The 20699-nt window shown below is 68.7% G+C and carries 18 protein-coding genes; 9 read left to right on the forward strand and 9 right to left on the reverse strand.

The annotated features are described in order from the left end of the window. Positions 1-91: 91 nt before the first annotated feature. Together arsB and ACYVAN_RS07835 are read right to left on the reverse strand one after the other, a co-directional pair. Positions 92-1192 carry an ACR3 family arsenite efflux transporter gene (arsB, locus tag ACYVAN_RS07830; protein WP_460957206.1) on the reverse strand — a complete coding sequence of 367 codons (1101 nt, stop codon included), beginning with the start codon at positions 1190-1192 and terminating at the stop codon, positions 92-94. Further along, positions 1189-1566, reverse strand: a complete 378-nt coding sequence (locus ACYVAN_RS07835) for an ArsR/SmtB family transcription factor (RefSeq protein WP_460957208.1) — start codon at positions 1564-1566, stop codon at positions 1189-1191. Before ACYVAN_RS07835 ends, arsB begins: the two co-directional genes overlap by 4 nt. 371 nt (positions 1567-1937) lie before the next feature. On the opposite strand from ACYVAN_RS07835, the gene ACYVAN_RS07840 reads away from it, so the two are divergent. The 3 genes from ACYVAN_RS07840 to yidC all read left to right on the forward strand — a co-directional run bounded on the left by ACYVAN_RS07840 (position 1938) and on the right by yidC (position 5763). Further along, entirely contained in the window at positions 1938-3275 is a 1338-nt protein-coding gene (locus ACYVAN_RS07840) for a hypothetical protein (RefSeq protein WP_460957210.1), read from the forward strand. Then, positions 3272-4417 (forward strand): hypothetical protein, encoded by a 1146-nt coding sequence (locus tag ACYVAN_RS07845; protein ID WP_460957212.1) that lies wholly within the window; start codon positions 3272-3274, stop codon positions 4415-4417. The genes ACYVAN_RS07840 and ACYVAN_RS07845 overlap by 4 nt, the downstream gene beginning before the upstream one ends. Positions 4418-4641: 224 nt before the next feature. Beyond that, positions 4642-5763 carry a membrane protein insertase YidC gene (yidC, locus tag ACYVAN_RS07850; protein WP_460957214.1) on the forward strand — a complete coding sequence of 374 codons (1122 nt, stop codon included), beginning with the start codon at positions 4642-4644 and terminating at the stop codon, positions 5761-5763. Between the two features lie 84 nt (positions 5764-5847). On the opposite strand, the gene ACYVAN_RS07855 is transcribed toward yidC, so the two are convergent. Both ACYVAN_RS07855 and ACYVAN_RS07860 read right to left on the reverse strand, forming a co-directional pair. Further along, positions 5848-6522: a class F sortase gene (locus ACYVAN_RS07855; protein WP_460957216.1), complete on the reverse strand. Its 675-nt coding sequence runs from the start codon at positions 6520-6522 to the stop codon at positions 5848-5850. Further along, a complete protein-coding gene (locus tag ACYVAN_RS07860; RefSeq protein ID WP_460957218.1) occupies positions 6519-7961 on the reverse strand; it encodes an MSCRAMM family protein in 1443 nt (480 codons plus the stop codon). The genes ACYVAN_RS07855 and ACYVAN_RS07860 overlap by 4 nt, the downstream gene beginning before the upstream one ends. Positions 7962-8411: 450 nt before the next feature. On the opposite strand from ACYVAN_RS07860, the gene ACYVAN_RS07865 reads away from it, so the two are divergent. Beyond that, positions 8412-9209: a Bax inhibitor-1/YccA family protein gene (locus ACYVAN_RS07865; protein WP_460957220.1), complete on the forward strand. Its 798-nt coding sequence runs from the start codon at positions 8412-8414 to the stop codon at positions 9207-9209. Between the two features lie 95 nt (positions 9210-9304). Here ACYVAN_RS07865 and ACYVAN_RS07870 read toward each other — a convergent pair whose 3' ends face one another. Further along, positions 9305-10525: an acetyl-CoA C-acetyltransferase gene (locus tag ACYVAN_RS07870; RefSeq protein WP_460957222.1), complete on the reverse strand. Its 1221-nt coding sequence runs from the start codon at positions 10523-10525 to the stop codon at positions 9305-9307. 230 nt (positions 10526-10755) lie between these two features. Then, positions 10756-11682, reverse strand: coding sequence for an SGNH/GDSL hydrolase family protein (locus tag ACYVAN_RS07875; RefSeq protein ID WP_460957224.1), 927 nt, complete (start codon positions 11680-11682; stop codon positions 10756-10758). Positions 11683-11864: 182 nt separating this feature from the next. On the opposite strand from ACYVAN_RS07875, the gene ACYVAN_RS07880 reads away from it, so the two are divergent. From ACYVAN_RS07880 to ACYVAN_RS07890, 3 genes are all read left to right on the forward strand, one after another. Further along, on the forward strand, positions 11865-13232 hold the full coding sequence (locus ACYVAN_RS07880) for a cystathionine beta-synthase (protein WP_460957226.1): 1368 nt from the start codon (positions 11865-11867) through the stop codon (positions 13230-13232). Positions 13233-13336: 104 nt separating this feature from the next. Beyond that, positions 13337-14752 (forward strand): RDD family protein, encoded by a 1416-nt coding sequence (locus ACYVAN_RS07885; RefSeq protein WP_460957228.1) that lies wholly within the window; start codon positions 13337-13339, stop codon positions 14750-14752. A gap of 131 nt (positions 14753-14883) precedes the next feature. After that, on the forward strand, positions 14884-16023 hold the full coding sequence (locus ACYVAN_RS07890) for a cystathionine gamma-synthase (protein WP_460957230.1): 1140 nt from the start codon (positions 14884-14886) through the stop codon (positions 16021-16023). A 106-nt stretch (positions 16024-16129) separates the two neighbouring features. On the opposite strand, the gene ACYVAN_RS07895 is transcribed toward ACYVAN_RS07890, so the two are convergent. Further along, on the reverse strand, positions 16130-16384 hold the full coding sequence (locus ACYVAN_RS07895; protein WP_460957232.1) for a hypothetical protein: 255 nt from the start codon (positions 16382-16384) through the stop codon (positions 16130-16132). 136 nt (positions 16385-16520) lie between these two features. Between ACYVAN_RS07895 and ilvA the strand changes: the two genes are divergently transcribed. Beyond that, a complete protein-coding gene (ilvA, locus tag ACYVAN_RS07900) occupies positions 16521-17732 on the forward strand; it encodes a threonine ammonia-lyase (protein ID WP_460957234.1) in 1212 nt (403 codons plus the stop codon). Positions 17733-17742: 10 nt separating this feature from the next. Here ilvA and hppD read toward each other — a convergent pair whose 3' ends face one another. Continuing rightward, on the reverse strand, positions 17743-18951 hold the full coding sequence (hppD, locus tag ACYVAN_RS07905) for a 4-hydroxyphenylpyruvate dioxygenase (RefSeq protein WP_460957236.1): 1209 nt from the start codon (positions 18949-18951) through the stop codon (positions 17743-17745). 145 nt (positions 18952-19096) lie between these two features. On the opposite strand from hppD, the gene ACYVAN_RS07910 reads away from it, so the two are divergent. Next, positions 19097-19597 carry an Lrp/AsnC family transcriptional regulator gene (locus tag ACYVAN_RS07910; protein ID WP_460957238.1) on the forward strand — a complete coding sequence of 167 codons (501 nt, stop codon included), beginning with the start codon at positions 19097-19099 and terminating at the stop codon, positions 19595-19597. Positions 19598-20021: 424 nt separating this feature from the next. Here the strand turns inward: ACYVAN_RS07910 and greA are convergent, their stop codons facing one another. After that, the gene (greA, locus tag ACYVAN_RS07915; protein ID WP_460957240.1) at positions 20022-20510 is read right to left on the reverse strand and encodes a transcription elongation factor GreA; all 489 of its coding nucleotides are present in this window, start codon (positions 20508-20510) and stop codon (positions 20022-20024) included. Positions 20511-20699: the final 189 nt, after the last annotated feature.

The raw sequence follows: 20699 nt of genomic DNA on the forward strand, positions 1-20699 counted from the left end.
TGCCGGAAGGCACGCGCGTTCGGTCGGTCGCGGCCGGACGTGCTCGTCCGGCCGACGCGGGCGGAATCGCGGGATCCCGCCCGCGCGGTGATCAGGAGTGCGTGGTCGAGCGCTCGGTGTCGCCCGCGTCGGTGAACCAGCGTCGGGCGGCTAGCGAGACGTACACGAGGGCAACCAGCACGGGAACTTCGATCAGCGGTCCTACGACTCCGGCGAGAGCCTGACCGCTGGTGACGCCGAACGTGCCGATGGCCACGGCGATGGCGAGTTCGAAGTTGTTCCCGGCGGCGGTGAACGACAGCGTCGCCGACCGCTCGTAGTTCAGGCCGACGGCCTTGCCGAACGCGAAGGAACCCGCCCACATGATGGCGAAGTACGCCAGCAACGGGAGCGCGATCCGGGCGACGTCCAGCGGGCGGCTGGTGATCTGCTCACCCTGCAGTGCGAACAGGAGCACGATCGTGAACAACAGCCCGTACAGCGCGACCGGCCCGATCCGGGGCAGGAACCGGTTTTCGTACCACTCGCGGCCCTTGCCGCGTTCCCCGATCTTGCGGGTGAGATACCCGGCGATCAGCGGGATGCCGAGGAAGATCAGCACCGACTTGGCGATCGCCCACACCGATACGTCCAGCTCGGTCTGCGCCAGTCCCAACCAGCCGGGCAGCACGCCGAGGTAGAACCAACCGAGCGCCGCGAAGGCGATCACCTGGAACACCGAGTTCAGCGCGACCAGCACGGCGGCGGCGTCGCGGTCCCCGCAGGCCAGGTCGTTCCAGATGACCACCATGGCGATGCAGCGCGCGAGTCCGACGATGATCAGGCCGGTCCGGTATTCAGGAAGGTCGGGCAGGAAGGTCCAGGCCAGTGCGAACATCAGAGCCGGGCCGACGACCCAGTTCAGCAGCACGGAGGAGAGCATCAGGCGCTTGTCCCCGGTGACCGCGTCCAGCCGGTCGTACCGCACCTTGGCCAGCACCGGGTACATCATCACCAGCAGACCGAGCGCGATCGGCAGCGAGATCCCGTCGATGGCCACCGCATTCAGGGCTTGGCCGAGTCCGGGGATCCAGCGCCCGGCGAGCAGGCCGACGAGCATCGCCGTGCCGATCCACACCGGCAGGAATCGGTCCAAAGTGGACATCTTCGCTGCGACGGTGTCCGGGGCGGTATGGGTGGTCGTCTCGGTCACGCCGGCACCGCCGCATCTTCCGTGGGGGCGAGCGTGCCCGAGAGTAGGCGAAGGGTCTCGTTCCGGACGCGGTAGTAGATCCAGGTGCCGCGCCGGTCGCCCTCGATGATGCCCGCCTCGCGCAGCACCTTGAGGTGGTGCGAGATCGTGGGGCCGGACAGCTCGAACGCCCCGGTCAGGTCGCACACGCAGGCTTCACCCCCGGCGTGGGAGGCGATCAGGGACAGCAGCCGCAGGCGGGCTGGGTCGCCGAGCGCCTTGAACGCGCCTGCCAGTTCGCTCGCCTGCTGCCCGGTGAGCGGTTCGCCGACTATCGCCGTGGAACACGGTTCGGCCTGATCGCTCGCGGAGAGCGACTCCTCCTGTTTAGACATGTGCCTAATTTGACACATGTCTATGCAACGCCACAAATCCGTCCGGCCCCACCCTGAACCGAACGCATCGCCCGGCACCGTGGCTTCTGGCGCGACACGGTCTTTCCGGAACGTCGCGCCCGCGAGGCGGGATAGCGGCTGCGGTTCGAGCTCGGGCGATCAGCCCCTCGAGGTCGGGTTCGGCTCAGCGGGCGAAATCGTGTCGGCTCATCGGGTGTTAATGATCGTTCTCATGTCCATTCGCCGCCGTTTCGGCTACCTTCCGGACCCGAACCGGTGCCGGGCGCACCTCCGGGGAAGCACATACCGCGCACCGCGGCACGAGCCTTTCGCCTGCCCGAGAAACGCTCGGCGGAGAGGAGTGAAGCATCGTGCCCGACTTCCGCATCGACAGCGCGGTGCGCGAGGGCGACGCGCGCACCGCGCTGTCGGCCGGGTGGCAGACCCCGCGAGATTCCGAGAGCGGTCGACCGGATCGACAACCCCCCGGAGTCACCTGCCGGGAGGGGCCGGTATCCCGCGCTCGATTGTTCGAGGGATCGGTTCCCGCGGTTCCGTCCGTGTCGTTGTCGGCACCGGACGGCCCGCTGGGGGAGAGCGCGTTGCCGGAATCGCCCGGACACCGGCCGGGACCGGAGCGGTTCAACCTGGCGCGAGCGGTCGAACCCGACCACGGGACCAGCAGCGGGCACTGGCTCGCGCGGCGGTTCGTGTTTCCGCTGAACTTCTCGGTGGCGCGGGAAGCGCTCAGCGGCCGGGCGCGAACCGTGCTGCTCGCAGGCGAGTCCGGAAGCGGGCGGCGCGCGGCGGCCCTGATGCTGTTGCGGTCGCTCGACGGGCAAGGTGGCACCGAAGCGCGCGGCACCGGAATCGATGGAACAGGAACGGGCGGAACCGCCATTCCGCTCACCGAGGTCAGCTCCCTCCACGCCCTGCGCGACCCGCGAACCGTCACACCGGGCACCCGAATGTTGCTCGACCTCACCCGCGCTTCCGGCCCGCCACCGCCGGAAGCGCTCGACCGGATCGTGTCCGCGCAGGAGCTGCTCCGGGAACGCGGTGCCAACCTTGTCGTGCTGCTTCCGAGCGGTTACCGACCAGGTGGCCATCGCCCGCGTCGGCTCGTGGTCGAGCTCGAACGTCCCCGCGGAAGCACGGTCCTGCGCAAGCACCTCGCCGCCGACGGTCTGCTCGGCTCTCCGGCGCACGCGCCCGAGCCGAGGGAGCAGGGTCCAGCGGTGCCCGACCCGGGAGCCCCCGACCTCGCCGAGCTGTTGTCGACCGCCCCGATGTGCGAGATCGCCGGTCTGGCCCGGCTGCACTCGAGCATCCTGCCGCCCGGCCCCGCGGTCGTCACCGGTCACTGCTGGTCGTTACTGGCCCACAGTGCGGTGCGCAGGCAGCTCGCGGCCTCCTGGCGCCGCGCACTGGCACGGGACAGCGGTAGGAGCCCGGCGCGCGTGCGGGCCTGGCTCGAGGCAGCGGTCGCGAATCCCCTCGCCGCGAACCTCCTGACCGTGTTGGTCGAGGCCGCCGACGGCCGGATCGACCGGCTCGGCCGACTGCACGTCGTAGCCCGCGACTGGGCGGGTACCGACCGGGCGCGCGTCCGGATCCGGAACGCGCTGGCGGAGAAGTTGGATGCTGCTCAGGAAATCCGTCCCGCCGACTTCCACCTGGGCACCGAAGCGGAGGTGTCATCCCGTTGACGCACGAGAACAAGATCACGCTGGCCGTCCTCACCTCGGTCGCGGTGCTCGTGCCCGTCGTGTTCGGGCTCGCCCTCGGATGGTCGCCGTGGGTGTCGATGCTGCTGCTGGTGCTCATGCTGACGGTGCCCGCGCTGGTCTACCGGCATTTCCTGGAACGCAGGCGGCAGGACGAGCTCAAGCGCGAGTGGGAACGCCAGAGCCGCGTTGTCCCCAAGACCGAGGAACCGGACGAGCGACCGTTCGCCGCTTACCACGTGGACGTGGAGTTGCCGAGCGCGTCACCCGACTTCGACTTCCAGTTCTCCGTCACCGTGTGGTGGCGGGTGGGCAGTGAGCCCATCGGGGTCCGCCACCACAACCCGCGGGCGCTGGCCGCCGATCTGGTGCTGGGCCGGGCGAGGGAGATAGCGGGTTCCGAACCACCCGGAAGGCAGTCCTACCTGCGGACCCGGCTCGACAGCGTGCTCGGGTGCCGGCTCGGTGACCAGTCCGGTCAGGTGGAGGCCTACGCGACCGACGCCCGGGTGGAGCTGGCCGACGCGGACGCCGCCAGGCTCAAGCGGCTCGGCGCCCTGCGCGAGGCCGAGGAGGACTGGACCCGCCAACGCGACCTGGAACGCGCCCAGCGCGAGTACCTCGGACAGGAAGTCATGCAGGACACCGGTAGTGCGCTGGTGTGGTGGCTGGTGCAGCAGGCGCACTCGGCAGACGACATCCGGGGCGCGGTCGGCCTGATCGGTGATCTCAGCGAGCTTTCCGCCGCGGTGAACGACACCGATGTCCCGGAGCGGTTCCGCCGGTACGTGCGAGACGGGGCCGGACGATCGCACGGTCCGGCGTCGTTCGAGATCGGGTCGGCGGAGGGCGCCTTGTTGAACGGCTTCAACCAGGGCCTCTACTACTACGGGGCACAGGAGACGACGTTCGGTCTGGCCGCCGCTCCGGAGAACCTGTCCGCGACCGATCTCCTCGGCAAGATGCTCGACCGCCTCTTCGAGGCCGAGAGCCCCGAGCGGGCGTTGACCGCGCGGCGCATCGCCCAGTTCATCGACCGGGCCGGGCATTCGGAAACGGCCGAGGAGATCCGCCGCACCTTCGACGCCCCCGCGCAGACCACGCTCCCCACCAATGACGGGTAGCCGAGGGACGCTACGTCGAGACATTCGACACCCCCGGGCGGGGGACGTGCGTGGCTGGCCGTGACTGCGAACCGTGTGGGTCGAGCGACGATCGAACCGGGGCGCGGCCCGATCGTGGAACAGCTCGTGGCACCCTGGTAGAGCTGAGCCCGGCGAACAGGTGCGGGCGCGGCTGTGCAGGCACGCCCCGGACTTCCTTCCGGGCGATGACCAGGAGTGGTTGAGTGTTCGACTTTATCCTCTATCCGGTGTCGGCCATCTTGTGGTTCTGGCACAAGATCTTCGGCACCGTTCTCGGGCCGGACAACGGCTTCGCTTGGGCGTTGTCGGTGTTCTTCCTGGTGTTCACCCTGCGCATCGTGCTGCTCAAGCCCGCGATCAGCCAGTTGCGGGCCGGACGCAAGATGCAGAAGTTCGCCCCGCAGATCCAGAAATTGCGGGAGAAGCACAAGAACGATCGCCAGCGCATGGCGCAGGAGATGCAGAAGCTCCAGTCCGAGCACGGGGTCAACCCGGTCGGCGGTTGCCTGCCCGCGGTCCTGCAGATCCCGGTCTTCCTGAGCTTGTTCTACGTGCTGCGCGGCTTCAAGCCGCAGGCCGACAGCAACTACATCTTCGACCGTTCCGAAGTCCAGTCGTTCATCAACGCGGACATCTTCGGGGCCAAGCTGGGCAACTGGCTGACCCAGCCCGCCAGCGTGCTCGCCGACTTCGGCACGGACCGCACCACGATGATCGCGGTCGGCGTCCCGCTGATGATCATCGCCTCGATCGCCACGTTCGCCACCATGCGGATGTCGATGCAGCGCCAGACCGAGGCGTCCATGGCCAACCCGCAGACGGCCATGATGGGCAAGTTCATGATGTACGTCGCGCCGGTCGGCACGTTGATCTCCGGTTGGTTCCTGCCGATCGCGATCGTGCTCTACTTCATGGCGAACAACATCTGGACGCTCGGCCAGCAGCACTTCCTGACCAACAAGATCGACCGCGAGCAGGCCAAGGAGCGCGAGGCCGAGATCGCGGCGAAGCAGGAAACCCCGCGTCCGAAGCCGGGACAGAAGCCGCAGGGCAAGCAGGCGGCGAACGGCACGGTCGCCGAGGCCGAAACCGAGACCGCGGACGACACCGCCGACGACGGCACCGCGGGCGACGAGGAGCCGACCGCGGGCAAGACCGACGACGGATCGAGCGGCAAGGCCGGTGGGAGCCCGAACGGCAAGGCCGGTGGCCAGTCGGGCCAGGCGCGTCCGGGATCGAAGCCTGCGGGCAAGAAGCCCCAGCCGAAGAACCGTCCGGGCAAGAAGGCGGCCGCGACCAAGAAGAGCCAGAAGAAGCGCCGCTGAACCTCGCCTCACCCGACGGGCCCGCGATCACCGGATCGCGGGCCCGTCGTCGTCGCGGCCCCGTTCGTGCCGCCGAGCGCGGTCTCAGGTGACCGGTTCGGCCACCACGATGCGGTTCTCCGAATACCCGGTTTCGCCGCCGACGTAATCGCCGCCGCAGGTCACCAACACGAGCCGGTGCCGACCGCCCTGCCCGAACAGGTCCGCTGCCCGGTCGGGCAGTTCGTCCTTGCCGACGGAGTGCACCTCGGTGACCCGGTACTTCCAGGATTCGCCGTGGTTGTCGACGACGGTCACGTCCGCACCGTCGCGGATTCGCCACAGCTCGGCGAACGGGCCGACGGCGCCCTTCCAGTTGACGTGCCCGGCGAGCACGGTCGCACCTTTCGGCGAATCGAGCCCGGCACCCCACCAGGTGGCTTCCCGCACTCCGTCGGGAACCGGCAGGGTGCCGGAAGCTTCGAGCTCCCGACGAACCAGATCGGCCGTGCCGCCCTCGGGCAGCCGTACGGTGCCCGGTGGCTGCCCGGCCGGGTGGTGCACCGGCTGGACGGCGGGTTCCTGCTCCTCGGTTCCCGGGTTCGGCGAGGCCGTCGTGGCGCTCGCCCGCGGCGGTGTCGGTGCCGCGCCCACTCCGGGCTGCTCCGCACCCCGAACCAAGGCGCTCGCGAGGATCCCGGCGACGGCGACCAGCACGACCACGCCGGCCAGCACCAGCGTGGTCAGCCGCCAACGTCGGCGCGGCGACGGTTCCCTCATCGTTGTCCGCCGAATGCCCCGCGTCGGCGCAACGCGGTACCGGCACCCGCCGCTGCGCCCGCGGTCGCGAGACCGGCGAGGCCGATCCAAGCCGCGGCGGTCAGGCCGTGGTCACCGGTGACCCCGAGCTGCACCGTCTCGCCCCGGAAGGAGGGGTCGCCCGCGGGGATCTCGATCGGAACCGTGGGGGTGTTGGCCTCGTTGAGCAGGCTCAGCGCCAGGGTGGAACCGGGCGTCACGGTGCCGGACACCGAGGGCGGCTGCTCCGGGTCGAACGCTTCCTCGTAGCCGGGCGCCGGGGCGACCTCGGTGATGCGGATCTCCTGCGGAGTGCGCAGGTCGGGAACGGTCGCGGTGCCGTCGTCCCCGGTGGTGACCACCGCGGGCTCCCCGTCGGCGCCGACCAGCGGGCTGCCGTCCTGCCGCACGGCGGGTCCACCGTCGGTTCCGGTCACGCGGAGCGCTACTCCGGCGATGGCCGCTTCGCTCTCCGCGTCGATCTTCGCGATCCGCACGGCACCCGGTGCGGTGACCGCGGTCGTCGACGCGTTCACCGCGAGCTGCTGTTCGCCGCCGGTGGAGACGACACGCTGGGTGGTGTCGGGCTGGTTCACCGCTTGGCGCACGTAGGGGTGCTCGGCGGGGGCGGCGAGTTCACCGTCGATGGACGGTTCGGGACCGGTGGGGGTGACCCGCAACGTCAACGGACTGCCGTCGGCGGGTGTGGTGACGGTGCCGTTCTCGCCGACGCCTTCGATGGTGGCATCGGTGGCCCGCAGGTTCACCGGCACGTCGCTGACGCCGTGGCCGTCGGAGCGCTCGACCGTGAGCGTCCACTCGTCGGTCCGGTCGATGGTCTGCTCACCTTCGGGCGCGGTGAGCGCGGCGGTCCAGGGGCCGCGGTTCGCCTCGGCATCCGTGCGGAGCCGGTCGACCGCCTCCTTGGCGGCCTGCGGCAGCTTCTCGAAGTGCGAGTCGATGTCGTAGCCGATCGTCCGGAAGCTGTTGGCCGGGTCGAGGTCGGATTCGTCGCGTGGGGCCGCGGTCCAGGAGTGCAGCAGGTGCGCGAGGGCGGCGGCTTCGTCGGGTGAGGTGGTGTTGCCGTGGCGGAGCAGCAGGTAGGAGATGTTGGCCGCGATGTCGTCGGGGAGCGGAGTTCCCCACTTGGTTCGGAGCTCGTCGCCGGGCTGGTACTCCTCACCGCTGTCCGGCGCGGTCAGCGCGAACTGAACGCACCAGACCTGCTCACCGTTGACCTCGTAGGAGCCGAGCCAGTCGCGAGACCGTTCCTGGCCGCCGTACGGTTGCCCCGGCCGGGTTTCGTGTCCGACGCCCTCTTGGGGAGCGGCCAGGGCGCTCGCCGGCGCGGCGAGTAACGTTCCGCCGGCGAGAGCGGCGGTTCCCAATACCGCCGTGGCCAACCTTCTGAACGTGCGCATGCGTGGGCTCCAGTTCCGGTCGTCGAGATCGAGCGGGTTCGTGCGCGTGCCGTCCGGGCGAGCTCGGGGGAGAAAATTCCCCGGCCGCCGAGGCGTGCGGACACCCGCCGCGATACTTCTCGTTACGGAACGTGGTTACAAGAGGTCATACGGTGGACCGGCGTGGCTACGGAGGGCTGATCGGAACGGGGCGCGCGGTGAGGTCACTCACCGGATCGGCCGTAGGTTGCGGCCGACCGGTACGGGTGGTCGGTGACCTGCCGCAGCGTGCTCGCGAGGTTGGCGACGCGATGTGATCGTTACTTGGTCTTTGGTCGGTACCGAGTAGGTTCCGACCTTGAGAAGTCGGGATCAGTGAAGCGAGTAAAGTCACGTTTACCAGTAAGGGGAACCCGTCGACGGTCCCGACCGTTGTACCGGTGACGGCGCACGCACGCCCAGGAGGATGAGTTGCGCACAACGAGCAACCCCGCGTTCAAGAACCTGCCGGCCACCGGCGGGAACTCGAACTTCAACTACGGCCAGAACCAGGGCGGCGGAATCGGCGCCCAGTTCGGCCAGACGCCCACTGCCCAGCAGACCTCGCGGCCGATGACCATCGACGACGTGGTCACCAAGACCGCGATCACGCTCGCCCTGGCGGTGATCACCGGCGCGGCGACGTTCATGATCGGCCCCGCAGCGGTCGGGTTGGCGCTGCCCGCGGCGCTGATCGGCCTGGTCATCTCGATGGTCATCATCTTCAAGAAGAAGGTGAGCCCGGCTCTGGTCATCGCCTACTCGGCGGTCGAGGGCGTGTTCCTCGGTGGGATCAGCTACCTGTTCGCCACGATGGTGGGCAATACCGGCATCATTCTGCAGGCGATCGCGGGCACGGTCGGTGTCTTCGCCGCGATGCTGGTGGTCTACAAGACCGGTGCGATCCGGGTCACTCCCAAGCTGACCAAGTGGATCATCGGCGCGCTGGCCGGTGCCGCGGTGCTGATGCTGGTGAACCTCGTCGCGAGCTTCTTCATGGAAGGCGGCATCGGGATCCGCGATGGCAGCCCGCTCGCGATCGGATTCAGCCTACTCTGCATCGGCATCGCAGCGTTCAGCTTCCTGCTGGACTTCGACGCCGCGGACAAGGCCATTCGCAACGGCGTGGACGCGAAGGCAGCCTGGTACGTCGCCTTCGGTCTGATGGTCACCCTGGTATGGCTCTACATCGAGATCCTGCGTCTGCTGTCGTACTTCCAGAACGACTGAGCAGTCCGTTCCTCGGAAGCGGCTCGAGCCGCACACCGTAAGCGAAAGGGCGCCGTCCTCCTCTCGGGAGGGCGGCGCCCTTTCGCGTCACGGACTCAGCTGAGACGTTCGACGATCATGGCCATGCCCTGACCGCCGCCGACGCACATCGTTTCCAGGCCGAACTGCTTGTCGTGCCACTGCAGCGAGTTCAGCAGCGTGGTGGTGATGCGCGCCCCGGTCATGCCGAAGGGGTGGCCGACGGCGATCGCGCCGCCGTTGACGTTGAGCTTCTCCACCGGCAGACCGAGTTCCTGGTAGGAGGGGATCACCTGCGCGGCGAACGCCTCGTTGATCTCGGCCAGGTCGATGTCGCCGATGCCCATTCCCGCGCGGGAGAGAGCCTGCTTGGTGGCCTCGACCGGGCCGAGGCCCATGACCTCGGGGGACAGGCCGGACACGCCGGTGGACACGATCCGTGCGAGCGGGGTGAGGCCGAGCTCCTTGGCCTTGGTGTCGCTCATGATGACCAGGGCCGCGGCGCCGTCGTTGAGCGAGCAGCAGTTACCCGCGGTGATCCGGCCGTCGGGGCGGAAGACGGGCTTGAGTCCGGAGACCGCTTCCTTCGTCACACCCGCACGGGGGCCGTCGTCGGTGTCGACGACCTCGCCGGAGGGGGTGGTGACCGGGGTGATCTCGCGGGACCAGAAGCCGTTCGCGATCGCCTTCTCCGCGAGGTTCTGGGAGCGGACGCCGAAGTCGTCCATCTCGTCGCGGCTGATTCCCTTGGCGCGGGCCAGGTTCTCGGCGGTCTGCCCCATCGGGATGTAGACGTCCGGAAGCTCGTCGAACGACCTCGGGTCGGTCCACTCTTCGGCGCCCTGCTCGGCGGTCCGCTGGGTGCGGGCCTGCGCCTGGTCGAACAGCGGGTTCTGGGTCTCGTCCAGCGAGTCGGAGTTGCCCTTGGCGAAGCGGGACACCGCCTCCACGCCGGCGCTGATGAACACGTCGCCCTCACCGGCCTTGATGGCGTGCAGCGCCATCCTGCTGGTCTGCAGGCTGGAGGAGCAGTATCGGGTGATGGTCGTGCCGGGCAGGTGGTCGTAGCCGAGCAGGACGGAGACGACGCGGCCCATGTTGAAGCCCTGCTCACCGCCGGGCAGGCCGCAACCCAGCATCAGGTCGTCGATCTCGGTGGGGTCCAGCTCCGGGATCTTGTCCAGGGCAGCCCGGACGATCTGCGCGGTGAGGTCGTCGGGGCGGAGCTCCTTCAGCGAGCCTTTGCCCGCTCGGCCGATCGCCGAGCGCGCGGTCGAGACGATCACTGCTTCGGTCATGGTGCGAACTCCTTCGTCCACCGTGAACGGCATCGGGTGAGGTGCTGGTCGTGGTCGGTCGCGCGAGCCCGCCAGCGTGTTACCGGTCGGTAACTCTGTTCGGGGACACTGTATGTCCGCTCGGGCTCATCCTCGCGGTGAGGTGGACCACGGGCAATACCGACCGACCACTCGGTATGTCTACGGCCCGATGATGCGGTTCGTCCAGCCCCGAGCGGCTGTAATCGGCATCACGTCATGGGGCGGAGGCCGAATCGGCGGTTCAGCCGCGCGACGACACGACTCGTTGGCCTGCGCGCCTCCGCCGCTGCCGACCGGGTCGGCGGCTCGGGAACCGAGCCGCCCTCCCATTCCCCGATCGCCGAGCAGATCACCGGGAGCAGGATGTCGGCCGCCGCTTGGTAGCCGGCAGCCGAAGGGTGGAAGTGGTCCGGGCTGAAGAACTCGTTCGGGCGGGTCAGGAACTCCGGCGAAAGCAGGTCGGCCATCGGGACCGCATGGCCGCCCGCCGAGTCCACCGCCAGGCGCTGGGCCTTGCCGAGCCGGAGGCTCCACGACCGGGCCACCGAACGCAGCGGTTGCGGGATCGGCCGGATCGCGCCGAGATCCGGACAGGTCCCCGTCACCACGGTCACGCCCGCAGCCGTCAGCCGTTCCACGGCATCGCCTAGGAGCTCGGCCGCAGCGGGGATCGGCAACCGAGAAGTGACGTCGTTCGCGCCGACGATGATCAGCACGACCCTCGGCGGCGACAACAGGACCGCGTCCACCTGCGCCGCGATTCCCTGCGAGGTGGTACCGACTATCGCGTGCGTGCTCAGTGCCACGGGGCGTTCGAGCTCTTCGGCCATGCCACGCGCGATCCTGGCCCCGGGAACTTCTTCCGACAGCTCGGCGCCCAACCCGGCGGCCGAGGAATCTCCCAGCACGGCCAGTTCGAGCGGTTCCGCACCGGCCGGAAACGCGGCTCGTGCCACCGGCCCCGCGCCGTCGGACAGATAGACCCCGTCGGCTCGCGGCGGCTCCGCCGAAGGCGGTCCGATGACCCGCCGGGCATATCGGGACTGGCCGTTGAGCAGCCCGTATGCCGCACCCGAGAGCCCGCCCGCCATACCGGCGGCGAACATGGCCAACCGCAACACCCGTGCCCCGATCATCGCTCCTCCCGTGGCGCGGCCCCATCGCACCGTCCTCCCAACGAAGATACGCATCAGCGGCCGGATTGGTTTCCACCTGCGGCTGCTCCGATCGGAGTGTCGCCGGATCGCGCACGCGGGTCGGTCGTGGCGGACAGATAGGCTCGGCGGCACAGTTGGTGACGAGTGGGAGGACCCCCGCGGTGGACTATGCCGAGCACGTTGCCGACCTGGTCGGCAACACCCCTTTGGTCCGGCTGAACACGCTGGCCAAGGGCGCGACACCCGTGTTGGCCAAGGTCGAGTACTTCAACCCCGGCGGCAGCGTGAAGGACCGCATCGCGTTGCGGATGGTCGAGGCCGCCGAAGCCGCCGGTGATCTCCGCCCGGGCGGCACGATCATCGAACCGACGTCCGGCAACACCGGGGTCGGGTTGGCGATGGTCGCGCAGCGCAAGGGATACCGATGCGTGTTCGTCTGCCCGGACAAGGTCAGCGAGGACAAGCGCAACGTACTGGAGGCGTACGGGGCGGAAGTGGTCGTCTGCCCCACGGCGGTTTCGCCGGAGCACCCGGACTCCTACTACAGCGTCTCGGACCGGCTGGTCGGCGAGATCGACGGAGCGTGGAAACCGAACCAGTACGCCAACGAGTCCAACCCGGAATCCCACTACCACAGCACCGGACCGGAGATCTGGCGCCAGACGGAGGGGAAGATCACCCACTTCGTCGCCGGAATCGGTACGGGGGGCACGATTTCGGGCACCGGGCGTTACCTCAAGGAGGTTTCGGACGGCAAGGTCCGGATCGTCGGTGCCGACCCGGAAGGATCGGTGTATTCCGGCGGCCGGGGCCGGCCCTACCTGGTGGAGGGCGTCGGCGAGGACTTCTGGCCCGAAACCTACGACCGCGACATCTGCGACGAGATCGTGGCGGTCTCCGACGCGGATTCGTTCGTGATGACCCGCGAACTCGCCAGGCAGGAATCGCTGCTGGTGGGCGGTTCGTGCGGGATGGCGGTGGCGGCCGCCCTCCGGGTCGCCGAGCACGCCGACCCGGACGACGTGATCGTCGTGCTGCTGCCCGACGGCGGACGCGGTTACCTCACGAAGGTCTTCAACGACTCCTGGATGGCCAAGTACGGGTTCCTCTCGCCGGACCACGGGGGCGGCTCGATCGGCGACGTGCTTCGCCGCAAGGACGGAACCATCCCGGAGCTGGTGCACGTTCACCCCAACGAAACGGTCGCCGAAGCCGTGGCGATCCTCCGCGAGTTCGGCATCTCGCAGATGCCGGTCGTCAACGCCGAACCGCCGGTAATGGCAGCGGAAGTGGCGGGCGCGGTCAACGAGCGGGACCTGCTCGACGCCCTGTTCGCCGGCCGGGCGCAACTGGCCGACCGGCTCGACCAGCACATGTCACCGCCGCTGCCCAGTATCGGAGCCGGTGAGGAGATCAGCAATGCGCTGTCGCAGCTGACCAACGCCGATGCGGCGATGGTCCTCATCGACGGCAAGCCTGCCGGTGTCGTCACGCGGCAGGACGTGCTCGGCTTTATCGCCGGTGGCTGATGAGTGTTACGCGCTGAACCAACACTGATCCGCTATCGGATAGCGTGTGTGGAGCACACGCCCAGGACTTTGGTTTTGAATGCCCAAGGGGGTTAGGAAACCCGATGAGCTCTCCGCAGCCACCGGACGGCGGCCAGCAGGAAGAACAGCCGCAGCAATCCGGCGCGCAGCCGGGCGGCACTCCTGCTGATCCCGCCGCCTCAGGTGGGGAATCCACGCAGATGATCTCTTCACGGATGGATCCGGAGGAGTCCGGCCAGGCTTCCGGTGGGGAAGCCACGCAGGTCGTCCGCCCGGCGCAGCCCCCGCAGGGTCAGCAGCAGGCTCCGGCGGACTCGACGCAGGTGGTGCAGCCCGCCGGGCCGGGACCGCAGCCGATGTACGAGCAGCCGGGACTGGCCGGAAACCCTGGCGACGCGAACGCGGGAGGCGGCAATCCCGGCGGTGGCGAGGCCACCGCGATGGTGCCGCCGACGATGCAGCCCCCGCAGCCGATGTACAACCAGCCGGGAACCCAGAGCCAGCCGGGCGGTTTTCCCGCTCAGCCCCCGCAGGGCACGCCGGGTGGTGGATTCCCGGCCCCGCAGGCCGGTGGTTACGGTGCCCCGCCGCCGCAGGCCCACGGCCAGCAGCCGGGCCCCCCGCCCGGAGGCGGCATGGGAGGTCGGCCGGTCGAGTTCGGCGCCCGCGCGCAGAGCTGGCTGATCGACGGATTGATTCCCGGCGGGGTCATGACGATCCTCATGGTGATCAGCATGATCGTCGGGGGCGTTGTCGCGGTTGTCCTGTACGTGCTCGGCGCGCTCGGCGCGCTGGGATTCACGATCTACAACAGTGGCTTCCTGCAGGGCTCCACCGGCCAGTCGCTCGGTCGTGGGCAGGCCAACACCAAGCTGGTGAGCGAGCAGACCGGGCAGCCGATCGGCGTCGGGCCCGCGATCGGTCGCCAGTTCCTGCACATCGTCGACGTGATCATCTGCGGCCTTCCGATCGGTTTCCTGGCTCCGCTGTGGGACGCCAAGAAGCAGACCTGGGCGGACAAGATCATGGGCACGCTCGTGGTGCCCGCCGACGGAATGCCTGGTATGCCCCCGCCGCAGGCCGGTGGCTTCCCGCCTGGTCAGCCGGGCCCGTACGGTCAGCCCCAGCCGGGTCAGCCGGGTCCGTACGGCCAGCCGCAGCCGGGTCAGCCCCAGCCGGGTCCCTACGGCCAGCCGCAGCCGGGCCAGCCCCAGCAGCCCGGCCCGCCGTCCGGAGGCTTCCCGCAGCCGGGTCAGCCGGGCCCGTACGGCCAGCCCCAGCCCGGCCAGCCCCAGCCCGGTCAGCCCCACCCTGGTCAGCCGGGCCCCTACGGTCAGCCACCGCAGCCCGGTCAGCCGGGTCCGTATGGGCAGCCGGGCCAGCCGGGTCCCTACGGCCAGCCGCAGCCGGGTCAGCCGCAGCACGGTCAGCCGCAGCCCGGTCAGCCGGGTCCGTACGGTCAGCCGCCGCAGCAGGGCCAGCAGCCCCCGCAGTGGTGAGCTGCTGACACCGGAGTGGTGAGCGACTGACGCCAGAGTCCGATGAACGGCCCCCGACCTACCGAGGTCGGGGGCCGTTGGCGTACCAGCCCGAAACGCCGCACTTGATGCTGGGGTCGTACGCTGCTCGTATGAGTGACGGCTTCGCTACCCGCGCGATCCATGCGGGTCAGGACTCGGACCCCACGACCGGTTCGGTGATCGTGCCCATCCACGCCACCTCGACCTACGCCCAGGACGGCGTCGGCGGAATGCGGTCCGGCTACGAGTACTCCCGGACCGGAAACCCCACGCGATCGGCCCTGGAAACATGCCTCGCCGAGCTGGAAGGCGGCACGCGTGCCCGCGCGTTCTCCTCCGGCATGGCCGCTACCGACGCGGTGTTGCGCGCCGCCCTGCGTCCCGGCGATCACATGATCATCCCGGACGACGCCTACGGCGGAACCTTTCGGTTGGTGGACAAGGTCCTGACGTCGTGGGGCGTGGAATACACGCCCGTTCCGGTGTCCGATGTGGAAGCGACGCGGCAGGCGATCCGCCCCAACACCAAGGTGATCTGGGTCGAGACCCCGACCAATCCGCTGCTCAACATCGGTGACATCGCCACGTTGGCCCAGCTCTCGCACGACGTGGGAACGACGCTGGTCGTCGACAACACCTTCGCGTCGCCGTACTTGCAGAAGCCGTTGGAACTCGGCGCGAACGTGGTCGTGCACTCGACGACCAAGTACCTCGGTGGACACTCCGATGTGGTCGGTGGCGCGGTGGTCACCTCGGACGACGAACTGGCCGACCAGGTTGCTTTCCTGCAGAACAGTGCGGGGGCCGTACCCGGCCCGTTCGACGCCTGGCTGACGCTGCGCGGGCTCAAGACCCTCGCGGTCCGCATGGAACGCCACAGCGACAACGCCGAACGCATCGTCGCGGCCCTCAACAGCCACCCCAAGGTCGGCAAGGTGTACTACCCGGGGCTCGAAGACCACCCGGGCCACGAGGTCGCCGACAAGCAGATGCGGAGCTTCGGCGGAATGGTCGCGTTCACACACGTGGACGGGGAACAGGCCGCCCTGGACGTGTGCTCCCGCACCAGGCTGTTCACCCTGGCCGAATCGCTCGGTGGGGTGGAGTCGCTGATCGAACACCCCGGCAAGATGACGCACGCGAGCACGGCAGGGTCCATGCTGCAGGTTCCCGCCGACCTGGTCCGGCTCTCGGTGGGCATCGAAGAAGGCGACGACCTGATCGACGATCTGCTCGCGGCCCTCGGCTGACGAGGGCGCGCTGACCGAGCGGGCGCGCGCTGGTCGGGCACGGACCGCACTCGCGCACGGCGTCGATCGCGGCCCGTGCCCCTGACCAGTCGGCGAATCCCTCCGGTCACGGCGCCAACGTGGCATCCGCGCTGCCGAGCGGCCGGGGCGAGGTGTCCGGGCGCTCGGCGGGCACGGGGAAGTCGTCCGGTTGGACGCAGCTACCGGCAAGTTCCACGATCCCGCTCCGGAAGTGGTAAGCGCCCGGGTCGTCGCAGCCGGACTGCAGCACCGCGGTGATCGCGCCTCCCGAGAGGATCGCCGCCGTGGCGATCCCGAAGGCGAACCCGAACGCGCCCGTCGAAGGGGTAAGCGGTGCCATCGCGTCCTCCAGAGAATGGCGTCGAGAAATCGCGTCGCCGTGGTTCGAGCGAATCGCGGCCGACTCTGCGGTCGCGAGAATACCCAACGGCCCGATCGGTGAAGTGGATTCTCCGACATAGTGGCACGATTGCGCCATGCGACTGCTCGAAACGGACAAGATCCGAGCTGCCGCCGCGGAACTCGACGGCACCGTGCGCCGGACGCCGTTGGAGCATTCCAGGGTGTTGGGTGCGCACTGCGGCGGCACGGTCCACCTGAAGTGCGAGAACCTCCAGCGCACGGGTTCGTTCAAGCTCCGGGGCGCCTACGTGCGACTACTCCGGCTGAGTGCCGAACAACGCGCGGCCGGAGTGGTGGCGGCGAGCGCGGGAAACCACGCGCAAGGAGTGGCGCTGGCGGCTTCGCTGCTGGGCATCCGATCCACGGTGTTCATGCCCGAACGCGTGCCGCTGCCGAAACTCGCCGCGACCGAAGCGTACGGCGCCGAGGTCCGCGTCGAAGGGGTCATGCTCTCGCAGACCCTGAACGCCGCCCGAGAGCACGCCGAGCGCACGGGGGCCGAATTCATCCACCCGTTCGACCACGAGGACGTCATCGCGGGACAGGCGACGGTCGGGCAGGAGATCCTCGAACAGCAACCCGAGGTGCGCACCATCGTGGTCCCGGTCGGTGGCGGTGGTCTCGTCGCCGGCATCGCCGCTGCGGTGAAGGCACATGACCCGGGAGTTCGCGTCGTCGGCGTACAGGCCGAGCAGGCGGCCGCGTGGCCCGCATCGCTGGCCGCGGGCAAGCCGGTGCAGTTGACCGAATCGCACACGATGGCCGACGGCATCGCGGTGGCGGAGCCCGGCCGAATCACTTTCGAGCACGTGTCCGAACTCGTCGACGACATGCTGACCGTGAGTGAGGAATCGCTGTCCCGTGCGCTGCTGCTGTGCCTGGAACGGTCCAAACTGGTAGTCGAGCCGGCGGGAGTCGCCGCGGTCGCCGGGATGCTCGATCATCCCGAACGGATCACCGCCCCGGCGGTGGCCGTGCTCTCCGGTGGCAACATCGATCCCCTGCTGCTGTTGCAGCTGATCCGGCACGGCATGACCTCCGCCGCGCGGTACTTGTCGTTGAGCATGCGACTGCCGGACCGGCCCGGGGCGCTCGCCACGCTGCTGGCCCAGCTGGGCCAGCTGGAGGCGAACGTGCTCGACATCGAACACTCCCGGGTGTCCGGTGCGCTCGCGCTCGGCGAGGTCGATGTCGAGATCAGCCTGGAAACCCGCGGTCCCGAGCACCGGGAACGGGTCGTCGCGTCGCTGAGCTCCGCGGGTTTCACCGTGCTGGCCAAGCGTTGAGCCGGCTTGATCAGAGGTTGCCGCGAAGCTCCTGTTCCCGCTCGATCGCCTCGAACAGGGCCTTGAAGTTGCCCTTGCCGAAGCCGAGCGAGCCGTGTCGCTCGATCAACTCGTAGAAGACCGTGGGGCGGTCGCCGATCGGTTTGGTGAAGATCTGCAGCAGATAGCCGTCCTCGTCCCGGTCGACGAGGATGCCGTGCTCCTTCAACGTCTCGATCGGCAGGCGCACCTCACCGATGCGGGCACGCAGCTCGGGATCGTCGTAGTAGGAGTCCGGAGTGTTCAGGAACTCCACTCCGGCGGCGCGCATCGCCTTGATGGTGGTGAGGATGTCGCCGGTGGCGAGCGCGATGTGCTGGCACCCGGAGCTGGTGTAGTACTCGAGGAACTCGTCGATCTGGGACTTCTTCTTGCCCTCCGCGGGTTCGTTCAGCGGGAACTTCACCCGGTGGTTGCCGTTGGCCACGACCTTGCTCATCAGCGCGGAGTAGTCGGTGGCGATGTCGTCACCGACGAACTCCGCCATGTTCACGAAGCCCATGACCCGGTTGTAGAAGTCGACCCAGCGGTCCATCTGGCCGGTTTCGACGTTGCCGACGCAGTGGTCGACGGCCTGGAACAAGCGCTTGGGCGCGTCGGCAGGTTTGGCGTAGCTTCCGTGCCGCTCGACGTAGCCGGGCAGGTAGGGGCCGTCGTACCGGCTACGGTCGACGAGCGTGTGCCGGGTCTCGCCGTAAGTGGCGATCGCGGCCGTTCGGATGGTGCCGTGCTCGTCCGAAACGTCGTGCGGCTCTTCCAGCACGGTCGCGCCTTGTGCACGGGCGTGTTCGATGCACTGGTCGACGTCCGCGACCTGCAGCGCCAGGTCGACCACCCCGTCGCCGTGCTGCCCGTGGTGGTCGACCAGCGGACTCCGCGGGTCGACCGCTCCCTTGAGTACGAATCGTGCTGAGCCGGACTTCAGCACGTATGCCTTGTGGTCGCGGTTGCCGTGCTCCGGACCGGAGTACGCCACCAGCTCCATGCCGAAGGCGACCTGGTAGAACAGCGCGCTCTGGGTGGCGTTCCCGACGACGAACACCACCGCGTCCATGGCCTTGACCGGGAACGGGTCCTTGGACGAATCGTGTTCGACCAGACCGACGAGCCGCTGCATCTGGTCGAAGGTGACGTCGTCGAGTTGCCCGGTCTGGCTGCCGTGATTGACGGTGCCGGTCACGCTGCCTCCTAGGAAGTGGGATGTGATGCGGTCAGGGTGCGCCTCCGGGGCATGCTGAGCAACAGACGACGATGGCGCTGTACAAATTGCCTTGCTCATGGTCGGATTTCGGTTCGGAACTGGACACAAACAGCAAGGAGGAGCCGTGACCGCCGAGCTGAACGGGGCGAGCATCGACGCGTTGGACGCGCGACTGCTGCTGTTGCTCTCGGACGAGCCACGGCTCGGCGTGCTGGAGTGCTCCCGGCGGCTCGGAGTCGCTCGCGGCACGGTCCAGGCCCGCTTGGATCGCATGACCGGACGCGGCCTCCTGCGTGGCTTCCCGCCCGAACTGGATCTCTCGGCGATGGGGTTCGGGCTGACCGCGTTCGCGGTGCTGGAGATCGCCCAAGGGCAGCGGGGGAACGTCTCCGAGCAGCTCGCCGCGATCGACGAGGTCTGCGAGGTGCACGCGACGACCGGGCAGGGTGATCTGCTGGTGCGCATGGTGGCCCGCTCGAACGCGGACCTGCAGGACGTGATCGACCAGGTCGTGTCGGTGCCGGAGGTGCGGCACACCTCGACCTCGATCGCGCTTTCCACGCCGGTACCCGCCCGGGTGCATCCGTTGTTGCGGCGGATCGCCGAGGGCGGGACGGGCGACTGAGAGCTGCTGCGGCGAACCGCGTGTGGCGCCGGTCCCGGTCGGAAAGGCGTCGCTCGGGTTGTCCCCCCGCCTTCACGATCGGGCCGCCTTCACGATCGGGCCGCGCCCGTCCGGAAGATCCCGTTTCGGGAGACGCTCAGAAAGGATCAAGCACCTGTGGTGCGGGTGGCGTCGGAACGAACTTCGTACGATCTTTCGGCGAGTTCGACGAGTATTCCGGATACGTGGTCGGAGGTAACGACTTCGCCGATTCCGCGCGAAAGCGCGCGGGATGGGAAAGTTCGAAACGTTCGATCGAAAATGGCGGGCGGCTATTCAAATGAGAAAGCCACACCACCACGCAAGAGCGCCCGGCGACGACGCACGAGCGCCGCGGTCGTCCAGCGTTGTCGGCCGGACGACCGCGGCGGAAGCATGATTCGGATCAGCCCGTGAACGGCTCCGCCCGGACCAGGGTCACCTGCATCGTGCCACCGTTCGGCAGTTCGTACTCCCTGGTCTCGCCTTCCTTGGCCTCGACGAGCGCCTGCCCGAGCGGGGAGCTGGGGGAGTAGACCTCCAGGTCGCCGTGCGCGCCTTCCTCTCGGTTGGCCAGGAGGAACTTCTCGGTCTCGTCCTCGCCGTCAAAGCGGACGGTCAGAACCGAGCCGGGCATGGCGACGCCGGATTCCGTGGGCGTGTCGCCGACCTGTGCCGTGCGCAGGAGTTCCTGCAGCTGACGGATGCGGGACTCCAGCTGGCCCTGCTCCTCGCGGGCCGCGTGGTAGCCACCGTTCTCCTTGAGGTCGCCTTCTTCGCGCGCTTCGTTGATTTTCGCGGCGATCACCGGGCGGTTGGCCACAAGCTCGTCCAGCTCGGTCTTGAGCCGGTCAAAAGCATCCTGGGTCAGCCAGGTCACCTGGGTCTCGCTCACGGTCACCACTCCTCGTCTACGGCGGCGTCGTGCTTTCCACGGGCCGACAACATCCGCTCCTGCATTTCAGTCTCGGACTGGAACGGAAAAACACGGCCCGCGCTGGGGCCGTGCTGTACTTAATACGATAGCACAAGAGAGCGCGCCCTGGCGCGGAATTTTTCCGGCCTCGGCGACGCAGTGCTGTCT

The organism is Parasphingorhabdus pacifica, from assembly GCF_054779195.1.

Bases quoted from the DNA above. Each gene is read 5' to 3' on its own strand.
- ACYVAN_RS07835 (WP_460957208.1), bottom strand. From the start codon at position 1,566: ATGTCTAAACAGGAGGAGTCGCTCTCCGCGAGCGATCAGGCCGAACCG.
- ACYVAN_RS07855 (WP_460957216.1), bottom strand. From the start codon at position 6,522: ATGAGGGAACCGTCGCCGCGCCGACGTTGGCGGCTGACCACGCTGGTG.
- ACYVAN_RS07860 (WP_460957218.1), bottom strand. From the start codon at position 7,961: ATGCGCACGTTCAGAAGGTTGGCCACGGCGGTATTGGGAACCGCCGCT.
- ACYVAN_RS07870 (WP_460957222.1), bottom strand. From the start codon at position 10,525: ATGACCGAAGCAGTGATCGTCTCGACCGCGCGCTCGGCGATCGGCCGA.
- ACYVAN_RS07875 (WP_460957224.1), bottom strand. From the start codon at position 11,682: ATGATCGGGGCACGGGTGTTGCGGTTGGCCATGTTCGCCGCCGGTATG.
- ACYVAN_RS07885 (WP_460957228.1), top strand. From the start codon at position 13,337: ATGAGCTCTCCGCAGCCACCGGACGGCGGCCAGCAGGAAGAACAGCCG.
- ACYVAN_RS07890 (WP_460957230.1), top strand. From the start codon at position 14,884: ATGAGTGACGGCTTCGCTACCCGCGCGATCCATGCGGGTCAGGACTCG.
- ACYVAN_RS07895 (WP_460957232.1), bottom strand. From the start codon at position 16,384: ATGGCACCGCTTACCCCTTCGACGGGCGCGTTCGGGTTCGCCTTCGGG.
- ilvA (WP_460957234.1), top strand. From the start codon at position 16,521: ATGCGACTGCTCGAAACGGACAAGATCCGAGCTGCCGCCGCGGAACTC.